The following is an 18,738-nucleotide window of genomic DNA, read 5'->3' as shown; positions in this document are numbered from 1 at the left end:
GCCTTGGGGGCGCTCTTCGTAACCGGTCAGGTCGCCGCGCATGGCGATCATTCGCATAACCATTCTCATGGTCATACTCACGCTCATTCACATGGTGCGCCCATGAGCGACATTGAAAAGAAAGCATCCAATGGCGTTTTCAATGACAGCGATGTAAAAGACAGAGCGCTTACCGACTGGGAAGGAATGTGGCAATCGGTCTACCCGATTATGCTATCGGGTGAGATGGATCCCGTGTTCAAAAAGAAAGCGGAAAATGATAAAAGCAAAACATTTGAACAGGTTAAAGATTATTACCGCAAAGGTTACGCCACCAATGTTTCAGAAATAAAAATCGACAATGGCGTAATGACGTTCTACAAAGATGGCGAAGTGACCTCATGCCATTACGACTATTCTGGGCATAAGATCCTGACCTATGTATCGGGTAAAAAAGGCGTTCGCTATCTGTTTGAATGTAAAGATGCCCAGTCAAAAGCACCGAAATACGTTCAGTTCAGCGATCACACCATTGCGCCGCGTAAATCCGCCCATTTCCATATTTTTATGGGCAATACGTCGCAAGAAGAGATTCTCAAAGAAATGGACAACTGGCCAACGTATTACCCCTATCAGCTCACCAGCGATCAGGTTGTTGATGAGCTGCTGCATCATTAACAGACGTTGAATCCCTTATCAGAAGGCAATGGTCCGTTTCAGGCTATGCCTTCTGACCCAACGCCAGAGGAATGAAGGCAGTTTATGCAGCATACGAAAACGTGCCGAATCAGTCTGAGGTTATCTCAATCAGATTACCATCTGGGTCGCTGACGATCGCTTCGTAAAATCCGTCTCCCGTCATTCGCGGTTGGGCAACCAGAATGCCGCGTTCCGCCGCTTTGCTGGCTAACGCTTCCACATCCGCTTTGCTCCCGACCGAAATCGCGACGTGCGCCCAGCCGCAGCCTTCTTTATTGGTTAGCGCTTCTGCCAGCACCGGCAGCGTCATCAGCTCAATAGATGCACCTTCACTCAGTTGAACAAAATGTGATTCAAAACCGGGGCGATTCCGGCTCACATACTTTTCCCCCACCTGAGCGGAGAAGAATTCTTGCCAAAATGCCGCCTGCGCGGCCAGATCGGCGGTCCATAACGCCACGTGTGCTACTTTCATCATGATTCCTTATTAGCCGTTGTCTTTTGCTGGTTTTACAAACAAGCGGTTATGACCGCGTTCTATTCAGAATGGCTAACACCTGTTGGTGTAGCTCGGGGTTACCAGTCGCGACTACCGTGCCGCCCGCTTCCGCTCGTTGTCCGTTGAGATCGGTAATGATGCCGCCCGCCTGCTCAATAATCGGGATCAGCGCAACAATGTCGTAGGGCTGCAATGCAAATTCCACACAGATATCAATCTGGCCTGCCGCCAGCATCGCCATCGCGTAACACTCACCGCCGTAGCGCGTCATGAGCGTGCTCTCTGCCAGATCTGCGAAGCGAACCGCGGGGTGCATAGCCAGCGCTTCCGGCGCGGTGGTGTGAAGAATCGCCTGTTCGAGCGACACGCCTTTGCGCGTGCTTAAACGCATTTCCCCATGCCAATCGCTGCGCCACGCCTGTGAACCATCGGCCCAGAAGCGCTCTCCGCTAAACGGCTGGCTCATCATCCCCATCACGGCGCGTTCATGGTGCAACAGGCCAATCAGCGTTCCCCACACGGGTAGTCCACATAAGAAAGGCCGGGTTCCATCGACGGGATCTAAAACCCAACGCACCGGACCTTCCCCGCTCAGGCCAAATTCTTCGCCCATGATCGCGTGATCGGGGTAATAGCACGTGATGTGCTCACGGATGACCCGCTCAGCCTCCCGGTCGGCTTCCGTGACCGGATCAAAGCGAAAGCCCTCTTTTGGCTTCGTATCGATTTGGTTGGCGGTAAGGGAACGAAAACGCGGTAACGTTTCCTGACTCGCCAGCGTGGCGAGTTCATGAAAAAAGGTAATATCGGGAAGCGACTGACTCATGGTGTTTTACCTTCCTATCGCGTTGGCATAACGGCGTTGTTGAGTACTGACGGTGATATACCGCAATGCTCACTATAGCTCGATTATGCGCTATTTTGCATAATTAACTCGCTCGATTATGCACAAAGAAGCAGACCACCACAATTCACGTTCTTCGCATTTTTGTAAAAAAATAGCCCCCAGACGTCTCCGTCAGGGGGCTATAGCAGGAATCGCTGAGTAACCTTATTACCTTTAGCTCAGGTCAGCACCGTTGCTGGCAATCACCTTCTTATACCAGTAGAACGATTTCTTTTTCTTTCTGGCTAATGTGCCTTCACCTCGGTCATCGCGATCGACATAGATAAAGCCGTAGCGTTTGCTCATTTCGCCGGTGGAGGCAGAGACCAGATCGATACAGCCCCATGAGGTATAGCCGATGACCGGAATACCGTCGCCGATGGCGTCCGCCATCGCGCTGATGTGCTCGCGCAGATAGCTGATGCGATAGTCATCATCAATCTCGCCCTGTGCGTTAATCTCGTCCTTCGCACCCAGCCCGTTCTCTACCAAAAACAGCGGCTTCTGATAGCGGTCATACATCATGTTCATGGTGATGCGCAGGCCCAGCGGGTCGATTCCCCAGCCCCATTCACTCGCCTTGATGTGCGGGTTCTTTAACGACTTCACGATGTTCGCCGCGCTGCTGTTGTGCTCGTTCATATCCGCCGAGGCGCAGCGGGAGGCGTAATAGCTGAAGGACACAAAGTCTACCGTGTTCTTGAGAATCTCATCATCGCCCGGCTCAGAGGCAATCGTGATGCCCTTCTCTTTAAACAGACGGCCGGTATACGCCGGATAGGTGCCGCGTGCCTGCACGTCGATAAAGAACAGGTTTTCCCGATCTTTATTCAGCGCCGCCCAGACATCTTCCGGTTTGCACGACCACGGATAGAAATTACCACCGGCCAGCATACAGCCGACCTGATTTTCTGGGTTAACTTCATGCGCAATCTTCGTTGCCAGCGCGCTCGCCACCAGTTCATGGTGCGCCGCCTGGTATTTCACCTGCTCCTGATTTTCCCCTTCGGCAAAGACCAGCCCCGCGCCAGAAAACGGGCTATGCAGCAAAATATTGATTTCATTGAACGTCAGCCAGTATTTCACCAGCCCGTCAAAGGCTTCAAAACAGGTACGAGCATAGCGGGCGAAGAACTCCACCATTTTCCGGTTACGCCATGAACCGTACTCGGTGACCAGATGCATCGGCACATCGAAATGGCACAGCGTCACCAGCGGCTCGATGTTGTACTTCTTGCACTCGGCAAACACATCACGATAAAAGGCGATGCCGTCCGCGTTGGGCGTCAGCTCATCGCCGTTCGGATAGAGTCGACTCCAGGCGATGGAGGTACGGAACACCGTGAACCCCATTTCCGCCATCAGCGCGATATCTTCTTTATAGCGATGATAGAAATCGATCGCCTGATGGCTGGGATAAAACTCATCCTCGCGCAGCGCGAAACGCGGCTCTTGCCCCAGTTTCACCGGCAGACGATTCACGCCGTGGGGAATCATATCTACCGTCGTCAGCCCTTTACCGCCTTCAAGGTACGCGCCTTCTGCCTGATTGGCCGCAATCGCGCCCCCCCATAAGAACCCATTGGGAAATGTTGATGCAGACATACGCTCTTCTCCTTCGTACTTCAGCTAATTAGTGCTTAATTTAATTCGTGTTCACTGCGTGCTGCGGCGCGGAAACCTCATCGCCCTGTACGCGTTTCTCTTCCGGTTTTTCTTCGACTGGGATGTCTTCAAAGCCCAACAGCAAGGTGACGAAGAAAGAAATCACGACGGACAGAAGCATGACACCGAATACCCAGGCAATGCTCATCGGGTTGGTCGGATCGAAGAATTGCACGCTGGTAAACAGCCCCGGCGACGCCATTGAATGGCTTGCCAGCCCGCCGATACCCGCAACGGCACCACAGATAAAACCAGTAATTAAACAGGCGATCAACGGACGCTTCAGACGCAAAGCCACACCGTACAGCGCCGGTTCAGAGATCCCGGCAACAATGGCCGAGGCGGCGGCCGCCAGCGCCGTCTGGCGCAGTTCCGGGTTTTTGGTGCGCCAGGCTACCGCCAGTGAAGAACCGCCAAGCGACAGGTTTGCGCCGATTTCAGACGGCATTACCATGCCTTCTTTACCCGTTTCAGCGATGGTTTGAATGATAGTCGGGGTAAACACGCGGTGCATACCGGTCATTACCAGCAGCGGCCAAATAGCGCCCATGATGGCAACGGACAGCCAGCCCAGATAGTCATGCACGGTATACACTACCGCAGAAATACCGCTACCGATCCAGATCCCAATCGGGCCGATCAGCATAATGGCAATCGGAGAGGCAATCAGCACGATTAACATCGGTTTCAGGAAGTTTTTGGTCACCGCTGGCGTGATGCGGTCTACCCATTTTTCAATGTAAGACAGAATCCAGGTCATACACAGCGCCGGAATCACGGTGTAGGTATACTTCACCGCCGTGACGGTTAGCCCCATAAACACTACCTGCTGACCCTGCGCCGCTTTTGCCATCAGATCGATAAACGTCGGATGAACCAGTACCCCGGCGATAGCAATCGCCAGCGACATATTGGTTTTGAATTTTACCGCTGCAGACGCCGCCACCATGATTGGCAGGAAGAAGAACGCGCCATCACCAATCACGTTCAGAATTGTTATCGTCGATGCACCCTTCTCAAACAGCCCGGTCATGTCGAGGATCATGGCAAGCAGTTTCACCATCGAGCCGCCGATAATCGCTGGAATGAGCGGTGACATCGTGCCAATCAGCGCATCCAGGATGCCCGCGCCGATGCGTCGCAGCGTAATTTTATTGTTCACCGGTACGGTTTTTTCAGCCCCAGCACCTTCTGGCAGCAGCTTCACCACCTCGGCGTACGCCTGAGAAACGGTGTTGCCGATGATAACCTGACACTGGTTATCATTTTTCACGACGCCCAACACGCCGCTTATCGCCTTCAATTCGGCCACATTCGCCGCATCATTATCTTTCAGCACAAAGCGCAAACGGGTCATACAGTGCGTCACGGCAGCGATGTTATCAGCACCACCGATGGCATCGACGATCGAACGGGATACAGCCGCATAATTCTTTGACATGGATAGACAATCTCTCGTAATCGCGCACGCTACACCCAATTCAACACGTCCAAAACGGCAATATCACTTGATGCACGCACATTTATTATTCAATTTCATACAGTTATGAAAGTATTCATGCCGGTATCCCTGCTCCATGCAACGTGATGAAACGCCGATGGGTAACCGGTTCCACATGATAGTGTTTATATATGAATGAAATTTCAATAATTTTGTTATGAATATTTTTCTTATGTGATCGCGATCGTCATGAATAGCGTGTTACTCCCCTCGATCGCTTCGGTTCTGCACTCATCATCCTGCTACCGATCCATATCCTAAATAATTCGAGTTTCAGGCAGGCGGCAAGCGAAGGCATCCCGATGAGCTTACTCAGGTAAGTGATTCGGGTGACTAAGCGCAGCCAACGCACATGCAACTTGAAGTATGACGGATATAAAGTGTGTAAAATGACGGGAGTACTCAACGTCTCAGGATGTCCCATGTCGACAATGCAGGAAGTGGCGAAGAAAGCAGGCGTATCGAAAGCGACGGTGTCGCGCGTGCTATCGGGCAAAGGCTATACCAGTGAAGAAACCAAAACGCTGGTCTATCAGGCCATTGAGGAGACGGGATATCGGCCAAATTTACTGGCGCGGAATCTGGCGACCAGCAAATCCGCCTGTATTGGTTTGGTGGTAACCAACACGCTCTATAACGGCAGCTATTTTAACGAGCTGCTGTCACAGGCCGCCAAGAAACTGGAAGACAACGGGCGCCAGCTAATTCTGGTCGATGGCAAACACAGCGCCGATGAAGAGCGCGCCGCAATTCAATTCCTGTTGGGGTTACGCTGTGATGCGATCATCATCTATCCCCGTTTTCTCACCGTGGATGAAATGGACGACATCATCGAGAAGCACAAACAGCCGATCATGGTGGTTAACCGTAAACTGCGGAAACACCAGAGCCACTGCATCTGTTGCGATCACAAGGGTTCCAGCTATAACGCCACGCAGCATCTGATTGCGCGCGGCCATAGAGATATCGCGTTTATCACCGGTTCGCTGGATTCGCCGACCGCTATCGAACGCCTTTCCGGCTATAAAGACGCCCTGACGGCGGCCAATATCGCGGTACGGGATGAATTGATTGTGAAAGGAAAATGGACGCCGCGCAGCGGGTCGCTTGCCATTAACGCCCTACGCGATAACCGGGTCTCGTTCAGCGCCGTTCTCGCCAGCAATGACGATATGGCGATTGGCGCAATAAAAGCGCTGGATGACGCTGGCGTTGCCGTGCCGCACGACGTTTCTGTCGTCGGGTTCGACGATATTCCCACCGCCCCGTTTTTGAAGCCGTCACTCTCCAGCGTCAAAGATCCGGTGAGCGATATGATCAACGAAGTGATTAACCGCCTGATCGCGATGCTGGATGGCGGCTATTTATCAAAAGACAATCTATTCTTGTCGGAGCTACAGGTCAGAGATTCCATTCAGAACGGGCCGTACAGTAATCAGCCCGTTTGAGTCCGCTACGGGGTCATTTCAGACCCCGTTTTTCACGGCAACAAACTTAGAATTGCCACTGTACACCCACGCTATAGCGCGTTTGATCGCCATCCCGATGACCGAAACGGCTACCGATTTCGGAATACAGATTCAGGTTCTCTGCCGCAAGCCACTGTACACCGACCGTCGCCTGACCAAAGTTCTTATCCTGTTTCCCTACCGCAATGCGGCGATTTGCACCATCGACGCGATCTTTCACCGTAAAGCTGGAATCAAGCCCGTCGGCCAATTCACGCACCCACGCCACCGTGGCATAAGGCTGCAACGACATTTTATTGCTGAATACCATGTTGCCGCGCACACGCCAACCCAGACTGGCTTCCAGCGAGTCGACATCCTGTTTTTCATACCGTACGCCAGTCCGCAGATTTCCTTTATCATCAAACGCATTGATGCGATAACGTGCATAATCCAGCCCGACAACTGGCCCGGTGCGCAGACTGCCCAGCGGGAAGTCATAACCGCCCGTGATGCGGGCACCGATGAACTGCGCTTCGGTGTTGCCATCCAGCGTGTTGTCCAACAGAACCGGACCGCCCGCAGATTGCAGATACACCGAACGGCGGGATTCAATAGCCGCTCGCCCTACCGTCATTTCGCTGCCCAACCAGGCTGGCCCGCCCTGATTCAACAAACCATAGATGCCAGCTTGCCAGGTATCGCTTTCAATATGCCCATTGCGTTCACGTTTATCTTTGCTGCGCAGCAGGCTCAGACTGCCACCAATAGTGACACCGTCACGTAATTGATAATCCACCAATGCGTAAGCCATCGCCTGACGGGAACGCTGCGACGGCGCGCGGTCAAAGCCCTTTGACGGAATCACATCGCCCTCAATCCCAATCGCGGTATCCAACGTACCCGCGCTGCGAGTGGTATTTTGCAGCAGCAGCCAGCGCTGATTGTGCAAATCGCTCAGCGACTGGCGCTGACGCTTCAGGCTTTCTTCCATCGCCTGTTGCATCGCGGCGGCGGAATACGCCGAATGCAATAAATCGGTATTGGAGATTTCCAGCAGCAGTCGTGTCACTACTCGCGAAACGTCACGCAGGCGCTGCTCGACACGTTCCTGCCCCAGTGCGCTGGTCAGAAAGGCTTCGTTATCAACCGTGGGGTCATGCCATGTCGCACCACCCGGCACCGCAGGATTTGTGGTTTGCGTATAGCCGTCCTGATCGCCGATATCCCAGTTGGTCGCCTCCATATAGAGCACGGGAATATCAAACGCCGCATTGAAGCTATCACCATCGCTGCAACAGCCCGTTCCCGCCGGATATCCCGCATTCAATCCCGGGTTGGTCAACAGTTCGATGCCCAGTTCATTCGCAATACGCAGCGTCTGTTCACGCAGACTTGCTAGTTCAGGATTCGCCACGCTGTTATCGCCAGCGTGAGCGTAGAGTTTGTCGCCAGTGATCATACTGTCCATATTAATCATGGCCTTAAGGTCGCCCGCAGTTCCCTGTGCAATCAGTTCGTTCACCATCGCACGCGAACCGCGCAATCCTTCTTCTTCTGCGCCAAACGCTGCAAAGACCAGCGTTTTTTCGGTCTGAATACCGCTAAAATTACGCGCGACTTCCGTCAGGATCGAGGCGCCGGACGCGTTGTCATCCAGTCCTTGTAGCGTTGGCCGCCCGAAGAAAGTATCAAAGTGCGCGCCAGTGATAATGTATTCGCTGCTCAGCCCGACATTAGAGGCAAGCACATTCTGTGACGAACGCGTCGTACCGCCTGCCGTCCAGGAGAAATCCTGCCTGACGGTGGTGTAACCGGGTGCCATACGCTGTGTCATCCAATCCGCCGCACCAGCAAAATTTGCCGTACCGCGATAGCGGCCCGGATAATCATTAATGAGCGTATCCACGGTCTCTTTCGCATAATCGCCGTAATCATAAGCCCAGGCCGGCACACATAAACACGCCATCCCTACCGCCACTGCCACTTGCTTAAACATGCACACCACTCCCTTTTCTCATTATTAACATTGGTCATTCTCGCCATTTATCATTCTTAACAACGGCACCAGAGGAACCTTATCCAGGTCATGTCTTTGTTAAAGAAAGGAAAATAGCAGCAATATTCATTCCAATGCTATGGCATAGAAGAAAATGTGATGAAATATGTCAATAAGCAACAATATGAAAGCAAGTGCTTGTGAGTGTGTATTTCTGATTAATCATAGGGTTAAGCATGTATGACATCGGGAGACGGTAAGTGGCTAACAGGGAAGAAAAAGAATGGAAACGCGACGGGTTTGGTGAGGATACTCTGATGAAGAGGCTTTAATGAAAAAAAGAAGGCAACCCACGCACTGAAAACGATCATTTACAGCACGTGATTGCCCATTTTATCCGTCTGATACCATCTTAAACGTAAACGTTAAGCTGGTTATTTTCCGTTGGGCGATTAACCCCATCGGCTATCGGTGGCTTAAAGACCGACGCGCTATTGTCGTACGTCGTCCGGGTTCGGGTAGACGCGTCCTGATTAGGGTAACCAGACAGCTGCGACGAGCGGGAAATGCCCTGAACATGATCAGGTTTGTCAGGCATGGTGCTATATGACACTGGAGAAACTAGGTTAAGACCAAGCATTTTTCTTCCCCCTATTTATCTCATCTGCCAGTAAAACTTATCTTGCTTACTACTGAGTATAGAACAATCAAGCAGGGGGAATATGTAAGGTTTTGTCTGAAAAAACACCGCTAGTGCGCCACTGACGAAGGGAAAGAGAAGACAAAGAATCAGCACTGTTTTTTATTTTCTATCAGTGGGTTATGCGTTCTTCTCCCACGCACGTAGCCGCCCAGCTGCATTTTTATAAGGCGAGGCGGTATTGAACTGAATCATCCGACCACGCGTCCACTTACCGTACCAGCATTCGGCATAGAGCTGTGCATCGGTATAGCGCTCCACCAGCGCGATAAGCGCCAGTTTATTCGCGACAAGCCGAGCGACCAGTTCAGACCAATCGGTAATGTGGGCGAAGTCCTGATAGAATTTTTGCGCCAGTAAACCAAGCTGATTCCATTGATAGCCCGTTTCTGGAAAATCGATGGCTTTACCCTGCTCTTCCTGCTGATGCCATTTCAGCACCAGATTGCCCCAGCCCAGCAAATACGCCACCAGATTTGCCGCGCTCATCTGCGTTCCCTGCGCATGCCCTGCCATTTCCGGCGAGAATGCGCGATCGGCGGGAACGGCCTCGATTCGCTTCATTAACAGCGCAAACTGACTGTTGATTGCCTTAATCAAGGCTTCCTTGCTTTCCGGTACTGCCATTATTTTCCCCGATTATGTTGATATAGACAAAATCAGGTTACTGCTCAAATGGCTATACCGCTTTGTCATCGCTCACGTTTTCAACGCTGCGCCAGCAGCCGAATCGACGCCTCACGCTCGCGGGGAGATGTCACGGGCGTATGGATGATGAACTCATCCACGCCAAAACGCTGATGGTAACTTTCCAGACGCTGATGAATGTGCTCTGGCGTACCGTAAAGCACATTGCGCGGCTCCTGCACAATACGGAAATCCGTCGCGCCCGCTTGCTGAACGAAGTTATCAGCCTGTTCCTGACTGCCTACCGTCAGCGGCGGTTTGTTCTCAATGTAAACTTTATAGTTATGCTGCGTGCTGGCCAGCGCCTCCGCATCCTCATGACGTTCGGCGGCAATCACCGACAGCGACAGCAGCGTCTGGGCGTTGGCCGGTTTCAACTCCCGATAACTCAAGAGAGATTCCGTCAGCAGCGTTTCACTGGCATTGATGAAACCGGCGAAGACAAAACTCCAGCCCAGCGAGGCAGCTAACCGCGCACTCTCCTGACTGGCACCCAACAGAAAGCGCTGCGGCGTATGTTCAGGTAATGGCGTCGCATTCAGGCGCTCGACCGTCTCGTCATGGCTGTCGAGAAAGCGGTTTAGCTGATGTAGCTTCTCCGTAAAGGCAACCCGCTGCGTCTCACCGATCTCCTGCTGTAGCGCCCGCGTCGCCAGCGGCAATCCGCCTGGCGCTTTGCCGATCCCCAAATCCACACGCCCGCCCGCCAGAGCGCTGATCACATGAAAATTCTCCGCGACCTTATACGGGCTGTAGTGCTGCAACATCACGCCGCCGGAGCCAATGCGCAGCGTTGTCGTATGTGCCAACAACCAGGTGATCAAGACCTCGGGAGACGATCCCGCTAATTCATCGGAATTATGGTGCTCGGAAACCCAAAAGCGGTAATAGCCAAGCGCTTCTGCCACTTTCGCCAGCGCCACGGTTTGCGCCAACGCCTGTGCCGCATTCATTCCTTCGGCGATCGGACTTTGATCTAATAAACTGAGCGTATATCCCACGATGTTTCCTTATTTTCAGCGACTATCCGTTAGCGCTATTTATTGCAAGGCTATGCATGTAAAAACCCGTCATTTCAAAACGTCGTTTAAATAAACGGGGCAATAAAAATCAGCAAGTGCAAAAGCAGAATAAGAAGAATGTTGCATAATAGTGTGAAATATAAATATCAATAATGGATTTTATTAGCAGATATTTTAATAAAGACGAAATTAACATCACGGGATAAAATAAATGACATCACTACGTCATTCGCGTCCCCTGCTGGCGACGTCACGGCTAACCCAGTAACGTAAAAGTAACAATACGGGACGTTTGAAATATGACGGGATAAAAAGGCATGAAATATAACCAGACGGTATTTATCCGTAGAGTAGCTATCGGCTACCTTTATCGTGTTTAAGTTTTGTTAAGGAGGTGTATTGATATGGCTGAATCTATCCCCTGTTGTGATACGTCATTCGAGCAGCAGTTAATTAACTGGCGACGGCACTTGCATCAGTATCCAGAACTGTCCAATCAGGAACACCAAACCACCGCGCACATTACCCGCTGGCTACAAGAGAAAGACATCCGCCTGTTGCCCCTTGCCTTAACCACGGGCGTCGTTGCCGAGATCGGTCACGGCAGCGGTCCAACGATTGCGCTGCGGGCCGATATTGATGCGCTACCGATTGAAGAGTTAGTCGATGTGCCATTTCGCTCTCAGCACGCTGGCGTCATGCATGCCTGCGGACACGATTTCCACACCGCCGTGATGTTGGGTGCTGCCTGTTTGCTGAAAAAACGCGAATCTGTCTTACCGGGTAAAATCAGGCTGTTTTTCCAACCCGCAGAAGAAGTTTCTACCGGCGCTAAACAACTCATCCGCGCCGGCGCACTCGCCGATGTCGCCGCCGTTTTCGGCCTGCACAACGCCCCTGAGCTTCCCGCTGGCACCTTCGCGACACGCAGCGGCCCGTTTTATGCCAACGTGGATCGCTTCGCTATTCATATTACGGGCAAAGGCGCACACGCGGCCAAACCCGAACAGGGCATCGACAGCATCGTCACCGCCTGCAATATCGTCAATGCGCTGCAAACGCTGCCCAGCCGCAGCTTCAGTTCGCTGGAGTCGCTGGTCATCAGCGTCACGCGCATTCAGGGCGGCAACACCTGGAACGTCCTGCCGCAAACGGTAGAATTGGAAGGCACGGTACGCACTTACAATGCCGCAATTCGCGCGGAAATCCCAGAGCGAATAGAGCAACTGATCGGCGGCATTGCCCTTGCGCTCGGCGCAAAAGCGGAGCTGAAATGGTATCCCGGCCCGCCTGCGGTTGTGAACACCAGCGAATGGGCGGATTTCAGCAAGCACATTGCCAGAGACGCGGGCTATCAGGTAGAAAACGCCGAACTGCAAATGAGCGGCGAGGATTTTGCCCTGTATCTTCAGGACGTGCCGGGCACGTTCGTCAGCATTGGCTCAAACAGCGAATTTGGCTTGCATCACCCTCAGTTCAATCCGGATGAAAGCGCGATTGCGCAAGCCTCACGCTATTTTGCTCAATTGGCGGAAGCCGCACTGCATCGCCTGCGCACCACGAAAGTTACCCCACCACAGGCGGTAATGCCGATCGTTTGACGAGCGAGATACCCGGAGCAACCACGGGGTGAGGCGTCCCTGCGGGAACCTCATCCCCGTGTCTCTCCTAATATCGGACTGACGTAATCAACTCATCACCTCCGCCAGATTGACCTGACGGAGGCAGCAATTTTTATAAATCAATTAATTACGATGAGGGCATTAGGTGAGAAAGTTATAAATATTAACCCCGAACCGCATGATAACGGCGGGAGAAATACACCAGACCATCGGTGCTTTCGCCCTGCTTAATCGCTAACACCCGGCAAATGAAAATATCGTGCGTCGCCGCGCTCACCACCTCTTCAACCACGCAGTCAAACGCCACTAACGCATCCCGCAACACCGGCGAGCCCGTATGTAACACGTCCCACTCCGCCGCCGCAAAGCGTTCTTCGGTAGACGAGCGACTGCCAAACAGCGACGACAGCGCTTCATGATGAGCGGTCAGCGTATTGATACACAAATGCGTATTCGCCTGAAACGTGGGATATACCGACGACCCGCGATTCAGACACACCAGCAACGTACCGGGCGAATCGCTGACGCTGGACACGGCGGATGCCGTAAATCCGGCCTTACCTGCCGGGCCATCCGTCGTAACGACATTGACCGCCGCGCTCAGCTTTGCCATCGCATCGCGAAACGCCTGCTGGTCAACGCTGGCAACCGCCGCAGAGAGAGCCGCGTCATTCGCGGTAACGAGTCGTTCAGCAACAAGATCAGACATTAAATGCTTCCTTTAAATACGGCGAGAGACACGATCATTAACATTATACTAACAAAATAAGCCGCGTCATCATCTGAAATTTTCGAATTTCATTATCCATTTTTGTTGTTTTACATCACGTCGCGCCTCATCAATAGTGAAAACACGCCATTAACGTCCTATTAACCTTTCATTGAATACGTGAATGCCTATTGATGGCTTGTTGATTGATAGCCGGTTTATTGACGGACTGTTTTCACTTTCATGGAAGTACGACCAATTAAGAATAAACATATTCAACTCATAACAAGCACATTAAATTAATAAAAGGTTCCTGATAATGAGTAAACAACAAACATCTTCAAACCGACAATTAAGACTGGGTTTAATATTACAAGGTGCAGCAGGAAATATGTCCGCGTGGCGACATAAAAACGTCGTACCCGACGCCAGCATTAATTTTGGTTTTGTTCTGGATGCGGTAAAAAAAGCCGAACAAGGGAAATTTGATTTTGTCTTCGTGGCCGACGGCCTGTATATCAATGAAAAATCGATCCCCCACTTTCTCAATCGCTTTGAACCGCTGACATTACTGTCTGCGCTGGCTACCGTCACCACCCATATTGGTCTGGTCGGTACGCTCTCGACGTCGTATTCCGAGCCTTTCACCACCGCCCGGCAGTTCGCCAGCCTTGACCACCTGAGCAACGGTCGCGCAGGCTGGAACGTGGTGACATCGCCGCTGGAAGGATCGGCGAAAAACTTTTCCCGTGCGCAGCATCCGGAACACGCGCTGCGCTACCGCATTGCCGATGAATTCCTTCAGGTAGCGAAAGGCCTGTGGGATTCCTGGGAAGACGATGCCTTTATTCGTGACAAAGCCAGCGGACAGTTTTTCGATCCCGAAAAGCTGCACACGCTGAACCATAAAGGGGAATTCTTCTCGGTACAGGGGCCGCTGAATATTGGCCGATCCGCGCAGGGTCGCCCTATTGTGTTTCAGGCCGGTGCGTCTGAAGACGGCCAAAAATTAGCCGCCAAACACGCCGATGCCATCTTCACCCATCAACACACGCTGGAAGAATCGCAACGTTATTACCGCGAGGTAAAACAGAAGCTGGAAGAAAACGGTCGCCGGGCCGATCAACTGCATGTTTTTCAGGGCGTCAGCGTGATTGTTGGCAACGACGCGGATGACGTCGAGCGTCAGTATCAGGAAACCGCACAGCTGGTCACCATTGAGGATGCCCTCAATTATCTGGGACGCTACTTTGAGCACTACGACTTCTCACAGCATCCGCTGGATGAACCGTTCCCCGATATCGGCGATCTGGGGAAAAACAGCTTCCGCAGCACCACCGATGAAATCAAACGCAACGCGCAGGAAAAAGGCTTAACGCTGCGGCAGGTCGCGCTGGAAGCCGCATCGCCGCGCCCCGTCTTCAGCGGTACGCCCGAACAGGTGGCGGATGGCTTACAACTCTGGTTTGAAAACGGAGCCGCTGACGGTTTCATCATTCAGGGCGGCACGCCGGATACGCTCAACCACTTTGTCGATCGGGTCGTTCCCCTGCTGCAACAGCGCGGCCTGTTCCGTCAGGAGTATCCCGGCTACACGCTGCGGGAAAATCTGGCGCTGGATTATCCGGTGAATCAATTCACGCGTTAATTCGCGCAACAGGAGATTCACCGTGAAGCGTTCCTCTTTTATCAGCGTGACCGGTCTGGCGACATTATTGAGCGCCACGCTGGTAGCCCATGCGCAGGCGCAAGATGCGGGATTCGTTAGCCGTATCGACCTGAAAGCCAACCAAACGCCTATTCGTACTGAGAAAAACGCTGAGGCTATCGCGCAGATCCCGGCTCATTTCAAATTCGTGACGCCGGGTAAGCTGACGATTGCCGTCTCGGCGCTCAGTTCACCGCCGCTGTCGCTGCTGGCTGATGATAACAAAACGCTTATCGGCAGCGATGCCGATATCGCACGACTGGTTGCCGACGGCCTCGGGCTGGAGCTGAAACTGGTGCCCGCCTCTTGGGAAGATTGGCCGCTGGGCATCACCGCGGGGAAATATGACGCCGCCATTTTTAATATCGCGGTGACAAAGCTCCGCAAAGAGAAGTTCGACTTCGCCACGTATCGCATTGATACGCTGGGTTTCTACGTGAAATCGACCAGCAAGATTACGTCGATTAACAAACCAGAGGACGTGGCGGGTCTGAAAGTGATTGTCGGTTCCGGCACCAATCAGGAAAACATTCTGCTGGGCTGGGATCGTCAAAACCGCGCCAACGGCCTTCCTCCCGTACAGCCTGTCTACGTCACCGATGATGCTGCCGCCAACCTGAGCATTCAGTCCGGACGCGTCGATGCGTTTTTCGGTCCCCATTCTATCGGAGCCTATAAAGCGGCGCTGACAGGCAAGACACGCATGGTAGGCAAAGGCCCGACGGTTGCTTATGTCGCGGTCACCACGCAGAAAGGTAACGGTCTGGCGCAGCCCATCAGCACCGCCATCAATGGCGCAATCCACAACGGCAGCTATGCACAAGTGCTGGATCGCTGGGGCGAAGACGATGAAAAAATTACACAGTCCGTCGTGAACCCGCCGGGTATCGGCGATTAAGTAAAATGGCACGCCACAAAGTGACACTGTCACAATTATAACAACTCACCTGCAAGGGAAAGACAAATGCAAAAAGAGATCGCCTATTCATCCAAGACGCATCGCGTACGCCCATGGCTGTTGACAAGGTTACTGACGGGATCGCTGCTGCTCGGCACATTTTCCGTCACGACAGCACAGGCGGCTATCGACCTGAAAGCCAATCAGCAGCCGATCCATGCCCCGAAAAATGCAGACGCTATCGCACAGATTCCGGCTGACTTTACCTTCGTCACACCGGGTAAATTCACTGTCGCGATTGCCGCGCTGGGATCGTCACCGCCGCTGGCGTTTCTGGCCGACGACAACAAAACCGTAGTAGGCAGCGAGCCAGATATCGCCCGACTGGTGGCCGATAGCCTCGGGTTAGAACTGAATATCGTCCCCACCTCATGGGAAGACTGGCCACTCGGCGTCGCTTCCGGTAAGTATGACGCCGCCATCATCAACATCACCGTCACCAAAGCGCGCAAGGAAAAGTTCGATTTCGCCACCTACCGCATCGACTCACTCGGCTTCTATGTGAAATCCACCAGTAAGATTCAGTCCATTAAGGAAGCGAAGGACATCGCTGGACTGAAGATTATTGTCGGCTCCGGCACCAATCAGGAAGCGGTGCTGCTGGCGTGGGATAAGCAGAATCGCGCTAACGGCCTGCCCGCTTTTCAGCCGATTTATGTCACGGACGATGCGGCCGCCAACCTGAGTCTGCAATCCGGTCGTTCCGATGCCTATTTCGGCCCCAACGTGATCGGTGCCTACAAAGCGGAGCTGACCGGCAAGGTTAAACATGTCGGTACGGTCAACGGTGGCTACCCCAACGTCGCACATATCGCGGTCACCACGCGCAAAGGCAGCGGGTTGGTGCAGCCGATTAATACCGCGCTGAACGGCGTAATTAAAAGCGGTGAGTACGACAAGGTGCTGAACCGCTGGGGAGAAAGCATCGAACGTATTGACCGTTCAGAAATCAATCCGCCAGGACTGGGCGATTAATATCGCCAATGGCTATCGGGACGCCACGCTCGACGCACAATAGCTACCGATAGCTCAAGTATGTTAACGAATCAGGAGCATCCCATGTCCGACGACATCTTCATTGTGACCCAGCCCGAGGACCCTATCGTGGCCCCCATTATCGACGGCCTGTTCGCGGAATATGAACAGCGCTATGGCGACTTTTTTGGTGAGCGGGAAAGCGATCCACCGGGAATCTACCAGCAGCCACACGGCATTTTTATTGCGCTGCTGCGTCGGGGCGTACCGATTGCCACCGGCGCGTTTAAACGCTACGACAGCACCACCGCTGAAATTAAACGGGTATGGACGGATAACTCACTGCGTCGTCAGGGGCTGGCGGGGAAAGTGATGCTGGAGCTGGAGCAGCACGCCCGTCGGTTAGGCTATCAGCACTTTTTCCTGACGACCGGTTTCCGCCAGCCAGAAGCGGTGAACCTCTATCTGAGCCACGGCTATACGCCTCAGTTCGATATCCGCGTCGATCCCGCAACTTACAGTATTCCGCCTTACGATGGACGGTTGCCGTTTAAGAAAACGCTGTTTGACGTAGCTGCGCCTCAGGCTGCCCGCCAAACGGAAGTCGAGCTTATCGCTCGCCATTTGAAAGTGTGTTGACCCCAGCACACCGAGACTCACCCTGTGCGGTGATTAAAAGCAAAAGGACGTTTTTCAGAATCACCTTCAAAGGGTATCGATTATGACGCAATCTCTACACTCGTCTTCTCAGCAAGCGCCGCTAGGTCAGACGCAGGAACCGCCGTTGCACGTTGTGCCCGCGCGTTATCCCTTTCGTGTTGTAGGGGCACTATTCTCCCTGTTTATTTTTGCCGGGGTTATTCAGTCAATCGCGCTGAACCCGCGCTGGGAATGGGCGGTCTTTGCCGAGTGGTTTTTCAATCCCGTCATTCTCGCCGGTCTGGGGCAAACGCTGCTGTTGACTGCGCTTGGCACATTATTCAGCATTATTTTCGGCACCGCTTTGGCGCTGGCTCGGCTTTCGCCGTCTTATCTGCTGTCCACGCTATCATGGCTCTATATCTGGCTATTCCGATCGCTGCCGCTGATTCTGGTGCTGATCATTCTCTACAATTTCTCGTATCTCTATGACGAGCTGGCGCTGGGAATTCCGTTTACCTCCGTGGTCTTCCTGCGCTATCCGACAATCGATTTACTGGATCAGTTTTCCGTCGCGGTACTCGGCCTGACGCTGGTGCAGTCCGCCTATACGGCAGAGATTATTCGCGGCGGTATTCTTGGCGTCGATGCTGGCCAGTTTGAAGCCTCCGCAGCACTTGGTCTGCCCGGCAGTCGCCGTACGGTGCGCATCATTCTGCCACAGGCACTGCGTTCGATTCTGCCGACCGGTTTCAATGAGATCATCAGTCTGGCAAAAGGCACGTCGATCGTTTACGTACTGGCGCTGCCAGAGCTGTTTTACACCGTGCAGGTTATCTACAACCGTACGCAGCAGGTTATTCCGCTGCTTATGGTCGCCACCATCTGGTATCTGCTGATCACCACGGTGCTATCCGTCGTCCAATACTACGTGGAACGCTATGTGTCCCGCGGTGCCGTGCGTGAAATGCCGCCAACACCGCGCCAGAGGCTCATCCGTTTCCTCACGCGCAAGCTCGCACGTTAATCTACCCGATTCTGG

17 protein-coding genes are annotated in these 18,738 nt (G+C 53.0%); 8 read left to right on the top strand and 9 right to left on the bottom strand.

What is annotated here, in order from left to right:
* Window positions 1-3: 3 nt before the first annotated feature.
* On the top strand, window positions 4-657 hold the full coding sequence (gene zinT, locus ACIPUG_RS01575) for a metal-binding protein ZinT (RefSeq protein WP_268198872.1): 654 nt from the start codon (window positions 4-6) through the stop codon (window positions 655-657).
* A 109-nt stretch (window positions 658-766) separates the two neighbouring features.
* Here the strand turns inward: zinT and ACIPUG_RS01570 are convergent, their stop codons facing one another.
* From ACIPUG_RS01570 to ascF, 4 genes are all read right to left on the bottom strand, one after another.
* Window positions 767-1,153, bottom strand: coding sequence for a VOC family protein (locus ACIPUG_RS01570; RefSeq protein WP_014915486.1), 387 nt, complete (start codon window positions 1,151-1,153; stop codon window positions 767-769).
* Between the two features lie 49 nt (window positions 1,154-1,202).
* Window positions 1,203-2,003, bottom strand: a complete 801-nt coding sequence (gene hisN, locus ACIPUG_RS01565; RefSeq protein ID WP_400337038.1) for a histidinol-phosphatase — start codon at window positions 2,001-2,003, stop codon at window positions 1,203-1,205.
* A 234-nt stretch (window positions 2,004-2,237) separates the two neighbouring features.
* Window positions 2,238-3,668 carry a 6-phospho-beta-glucosidase gene (locus ACIPUG_RS01560; RefSeq protein ID WP_039529257.1) on the bottom strand — a complete coding sequence of 477 codons (1,431 nt, stop codon included), beginning with the start codon at window positions 3,666-3,668 and terminating at the stop codon, window positions 2,238-2,240.
* Window positions 3,669-3,708: 40 nt separating this feature from the next.
* Window positions 3,709-5,169: a PTS cellobiose/arbutin/salicin transporter subunit IIBC gene (ascF, locus tag ACIPUG_RS01555; protein WP_039467309.1), complete on the bottom strand. Its 1,461-nt coding sequence runs from the start codon at window positions 5,167-5,169 to the stop codon at window positions 3,709-3,711.
* 482 nt (window positions 5,170-5,651) lie between these two features.
* On the opposite strand from ascF, the gene ACIPUG_RS01550 reads away from it, so the two are divergent.
* Complete coding sequence (locus tag ACIPUG_RS01550; protein ID WP_349906214.1) at window positions 5,652-6,677, top strand: LacI family DNA-binding transcriptional regulator; 1,026 nt, start codon at window positions 5,652-5,654, stop codon at window positions 6,675-6,677.
* 46 nt (window positions 6,678-6,723) lie between these two features.
* On the opposite strand, the gene ACIPUG_RS01545 is transcribed toward ACIPUG_RS01550, so the two are convergent.
* The 4 genes from ACIPUG_RS01545 to ACIPUG_RS01530 form a co-directional block, all read right to left on the bottom strand.
* Entirely contained in the window at window positions 6,724-8,676 is a 1,953-nt protein-coding gene (locus ACIPUG_RS01545; RefSeq protein WP_400337035.1) for an autotransporter domain-containing protein, read from the bottom strand.
* Window positions 8,677-9,088: 412 nt separating this feature from the next.
* Window positions 9,089-9,274, bottom strand: a complete 186-nt coding sequence (locus ACIPUG_RS01540; protein WP_226300792.1) for a hypothetical protein — start codon at window positions 9,272-9,274, stop codon at window positions 9,089-9,091.
* 222 nt (window positions 9,275-9,496) lie between these two features.
* A complete protein-coding gene (locus ACIPUG_RS01535; protein WP_320696696.1) occupies window positions 9,497-10,003 on the bottom strand; it encodes a ClbS/DfsB family four-helix bundle protein in 507 nt (168 codons plus the stop codon).
* Window positions 10,004-10,083: 80 nt separating this feature from the next.
* A complete protein-coding gene (locus ACIPUG_RS01530) occupies window positions 10,084-11,064 on the bottom strand; it encodes an LLM class flavin-dependent oxidoreductase (protein ID WP_400337033.1) in 981 nt (326 codons plus the stop codon).
* A 425-nt stretch (window positions 11,065-11,489) separates the two neighbouring features.
* Between ACIPUG_RS01530 and ACIPUG_RS01525 the strand changes: the two genes are divergently transcribed.
* Window positions 11,490-12,686: a M20 peptidase aminoacylase family protein gene (locus ACIPUG_RS01525; protein ID WP_400337031.1), complete on the top strand. Its 1,197-nt coding sequence runs from the start codon at window positions 11,490-11,492 to the stop codon at window positions 12,684-12,686.
* 184 nt (window positions 12,687-12,870) lie between these two features.
* Here the strand turns inward: ACIPUG_RS01525 and ACIPUG_RS01520 are convergent, their stop codons facing one another.
* Entirely contained in the window at window positions 12,871-13,416 is a 546-nt protein-coding gene (locus ACIPUG_RS01520) for a flavin reductase (protein ID WP_039550518.1), read from the bottom strand.
* Window positions 13,417-13,735: 319 nt separating this feature from the next.
* On the opposite strand from ACIPUG_RS01520, the gene ACIPUG_RS01515 reads away from it, so the two are divergent.
* From ACIPUG_RS01515 to ACIPUG_RS01495, 5 genes are all read left to right on the top strand, one after another.
* Window positions 13,736-15,064, top strand: a complete 1,329-nt coding sequence (locus tag ACIPUG_RS01515; protein ID WP_039558440.1) for an LLM class flavin-dependent oxidoreductase — start codon at window positions 13,736-13,738, stop codon at window positions 15,062-15,064.
* A 22-nt stretch (window positions 15,065-15,086) separates the two neighbouring features.
* Complete coding sequence (locus tag ACIPUG_RS01510) at window positions 15,087-16,022, top strand: ABC transporter substrate-binding protein (RefSeq protein WP_039553465.1); 936 nt, start codon at window positions 15,087-15,089, stop codon at window positions 16,020-16,022.
* 66 nt (window positions 16,023-16,088) lie between these two features.
* The gene (locus ACIPUG_RS01505; RefSeq protein ID WP_039553468.1) at window positions 16,089-17,057 is read left to right on the top strand and encodes an ABC transporter substrate-binding protein; all 969 of its coding nucleotides are present in this window, start codon (window positions 16,089-16,091) and stop codon (window positions 17,055-17,057) included.
* Window positions 17,058-17,141: 84 nt separating this feature from the next.
* Entirely contained in the window at window positions 17,142-17,696 is a 555-nt protein-coding gene (locus ACIPUG_RS01500; RefSeq protein ID WP_400337028.1) for a GNAT family N-acetyltransferase, read from the top strand.
* A gap of 82 nt (window positions 17,697-17,778) precedes the next feature.
* Window positions 17,779-18,723 carry an amino acid ABC transporter permease gene (locus ACIPUG_RS01495; RefSeq protein WP_400337026.1) on the top strand — a complete coding sequence of 315 codons (945 nt, stop codon included), beginning with the start codon at window positions 17,779-17,781 and terminating at the stop codon, window positions 18,721-18,723.
* The last annotated feature ends 15 nt before the right edge of the window (window positions 18,724-18,738 follow it).

Source organism: Pectobacterium sp. CHL-2024, assembly GCF_044751765.1.
Taxonomy (GTDB): Bacteria; Pseudomonadota; Gammaproteobacteria; order Enterobacterales; family Enterobacteriaceae; genus Pectobacterium; species Pectobacterium brasiliense.
The sequence above is the reverse complement of the archived record's forward strand: the minus strand, read 5'-3'. Positions and strand labels throughout refer to the sequence as shown.

Coding starts and splice junctions, on each gene's coding strand:
- ACIPUG_RS01570 (WP_014915486.1), bottom strand. CDS start 1,153: ATGAAAGTAGCACACGTGGCGTTATGGACCGCCGATCTGGCCGCGCAG.
- hisN (WP_400337038.1), bottom strand. CDS start 2,003: ATGAGTCAGTCGCTTCCCGATATTACCTTTTTTCATGAACTCGCCACG.
- ACIPUG_RS01560 (WP_039529257.1), bottom strand. CDS start 3,668: ATGTCTGCATCAACATTTCCCAATGGGTTCTTATGGGGGGGCGCGATT.
- ascF (WP_039467309.1), bottom strand. CDS start 5,169: ATGTCAAAGAATTATGCGGCTGTATCCCGTTCGATCGTCGATGCCATC.
- ACIPUG_RS01550 (WP_349906214.1), top strand. CDS start 5,652: ATGTCGACAATGCAGGAAGTGGCGAAGAAAGCAGGCGTATCGAAAGCG.
- ACIPUG_RS01545 (WP_400337035.1), bottom strand. CDS start 8,676: ATGTTTAAGCAAGTGGCAGTGGCGGTAGGGATGGCGTGTTTATGTGTG.
- ACIPUG_RS01540 (WP_226300792.1), bottom strand. CDS start 9,274: ATGCCTGACAAACCTGATCATGTTCAGGGCATTTCCCGCTCGTCGCAG.
- ACIPUG_RS01535 (WP_320696696.1), bottom strand. CDS start 10,003: ATGGCAGTACCGGAAAGCAAGGAAGCCTTGATTAAGGCAATCAACAGT.
- ACIPUG_RS01525 (WP_400337031.1), top strand. CDS start 11,490: ATGGCTGAATCTATCCCCTGTTGTGATACGTCATTCGAGCAGCAGTTA.
- ACIPUG_RS01520 (WP_039550518.1), bottom strand. CDS start 13,416: ATGTCTGATCTTGTTGCTGAACGACTCGTTACCGCGAATGACGCGGCT.
- ACIPUG_RS01515 (WP_039558440.1), top strand. CDS start 13,736: ATGAGTAAACAACAAACATCTTCAAACCGACAATTAAGACTGGGTTTA.
- ACIPUG_RS01505 (WP_039553468.1), top strand. CDS start 16,089: ATGCAAAAAGAGATCGCCTATTCATCCAAGACGCATCGCGTACGCCCA.
- ACIPUG_RS01500 (WP_400337028.1), top strand. CDS start 17,142: ATGTCCGACGACATCTTCATTGTGACCCAGCCCGAGGACCCTATCGTG.
- ACIPUG_RS01495 (WP_400337026.1), top strand. CDS start 17,779: ATGACGCAATCTCTACACTCGTCTTCTCAGCAAGCGCCGCTAGGTCAG.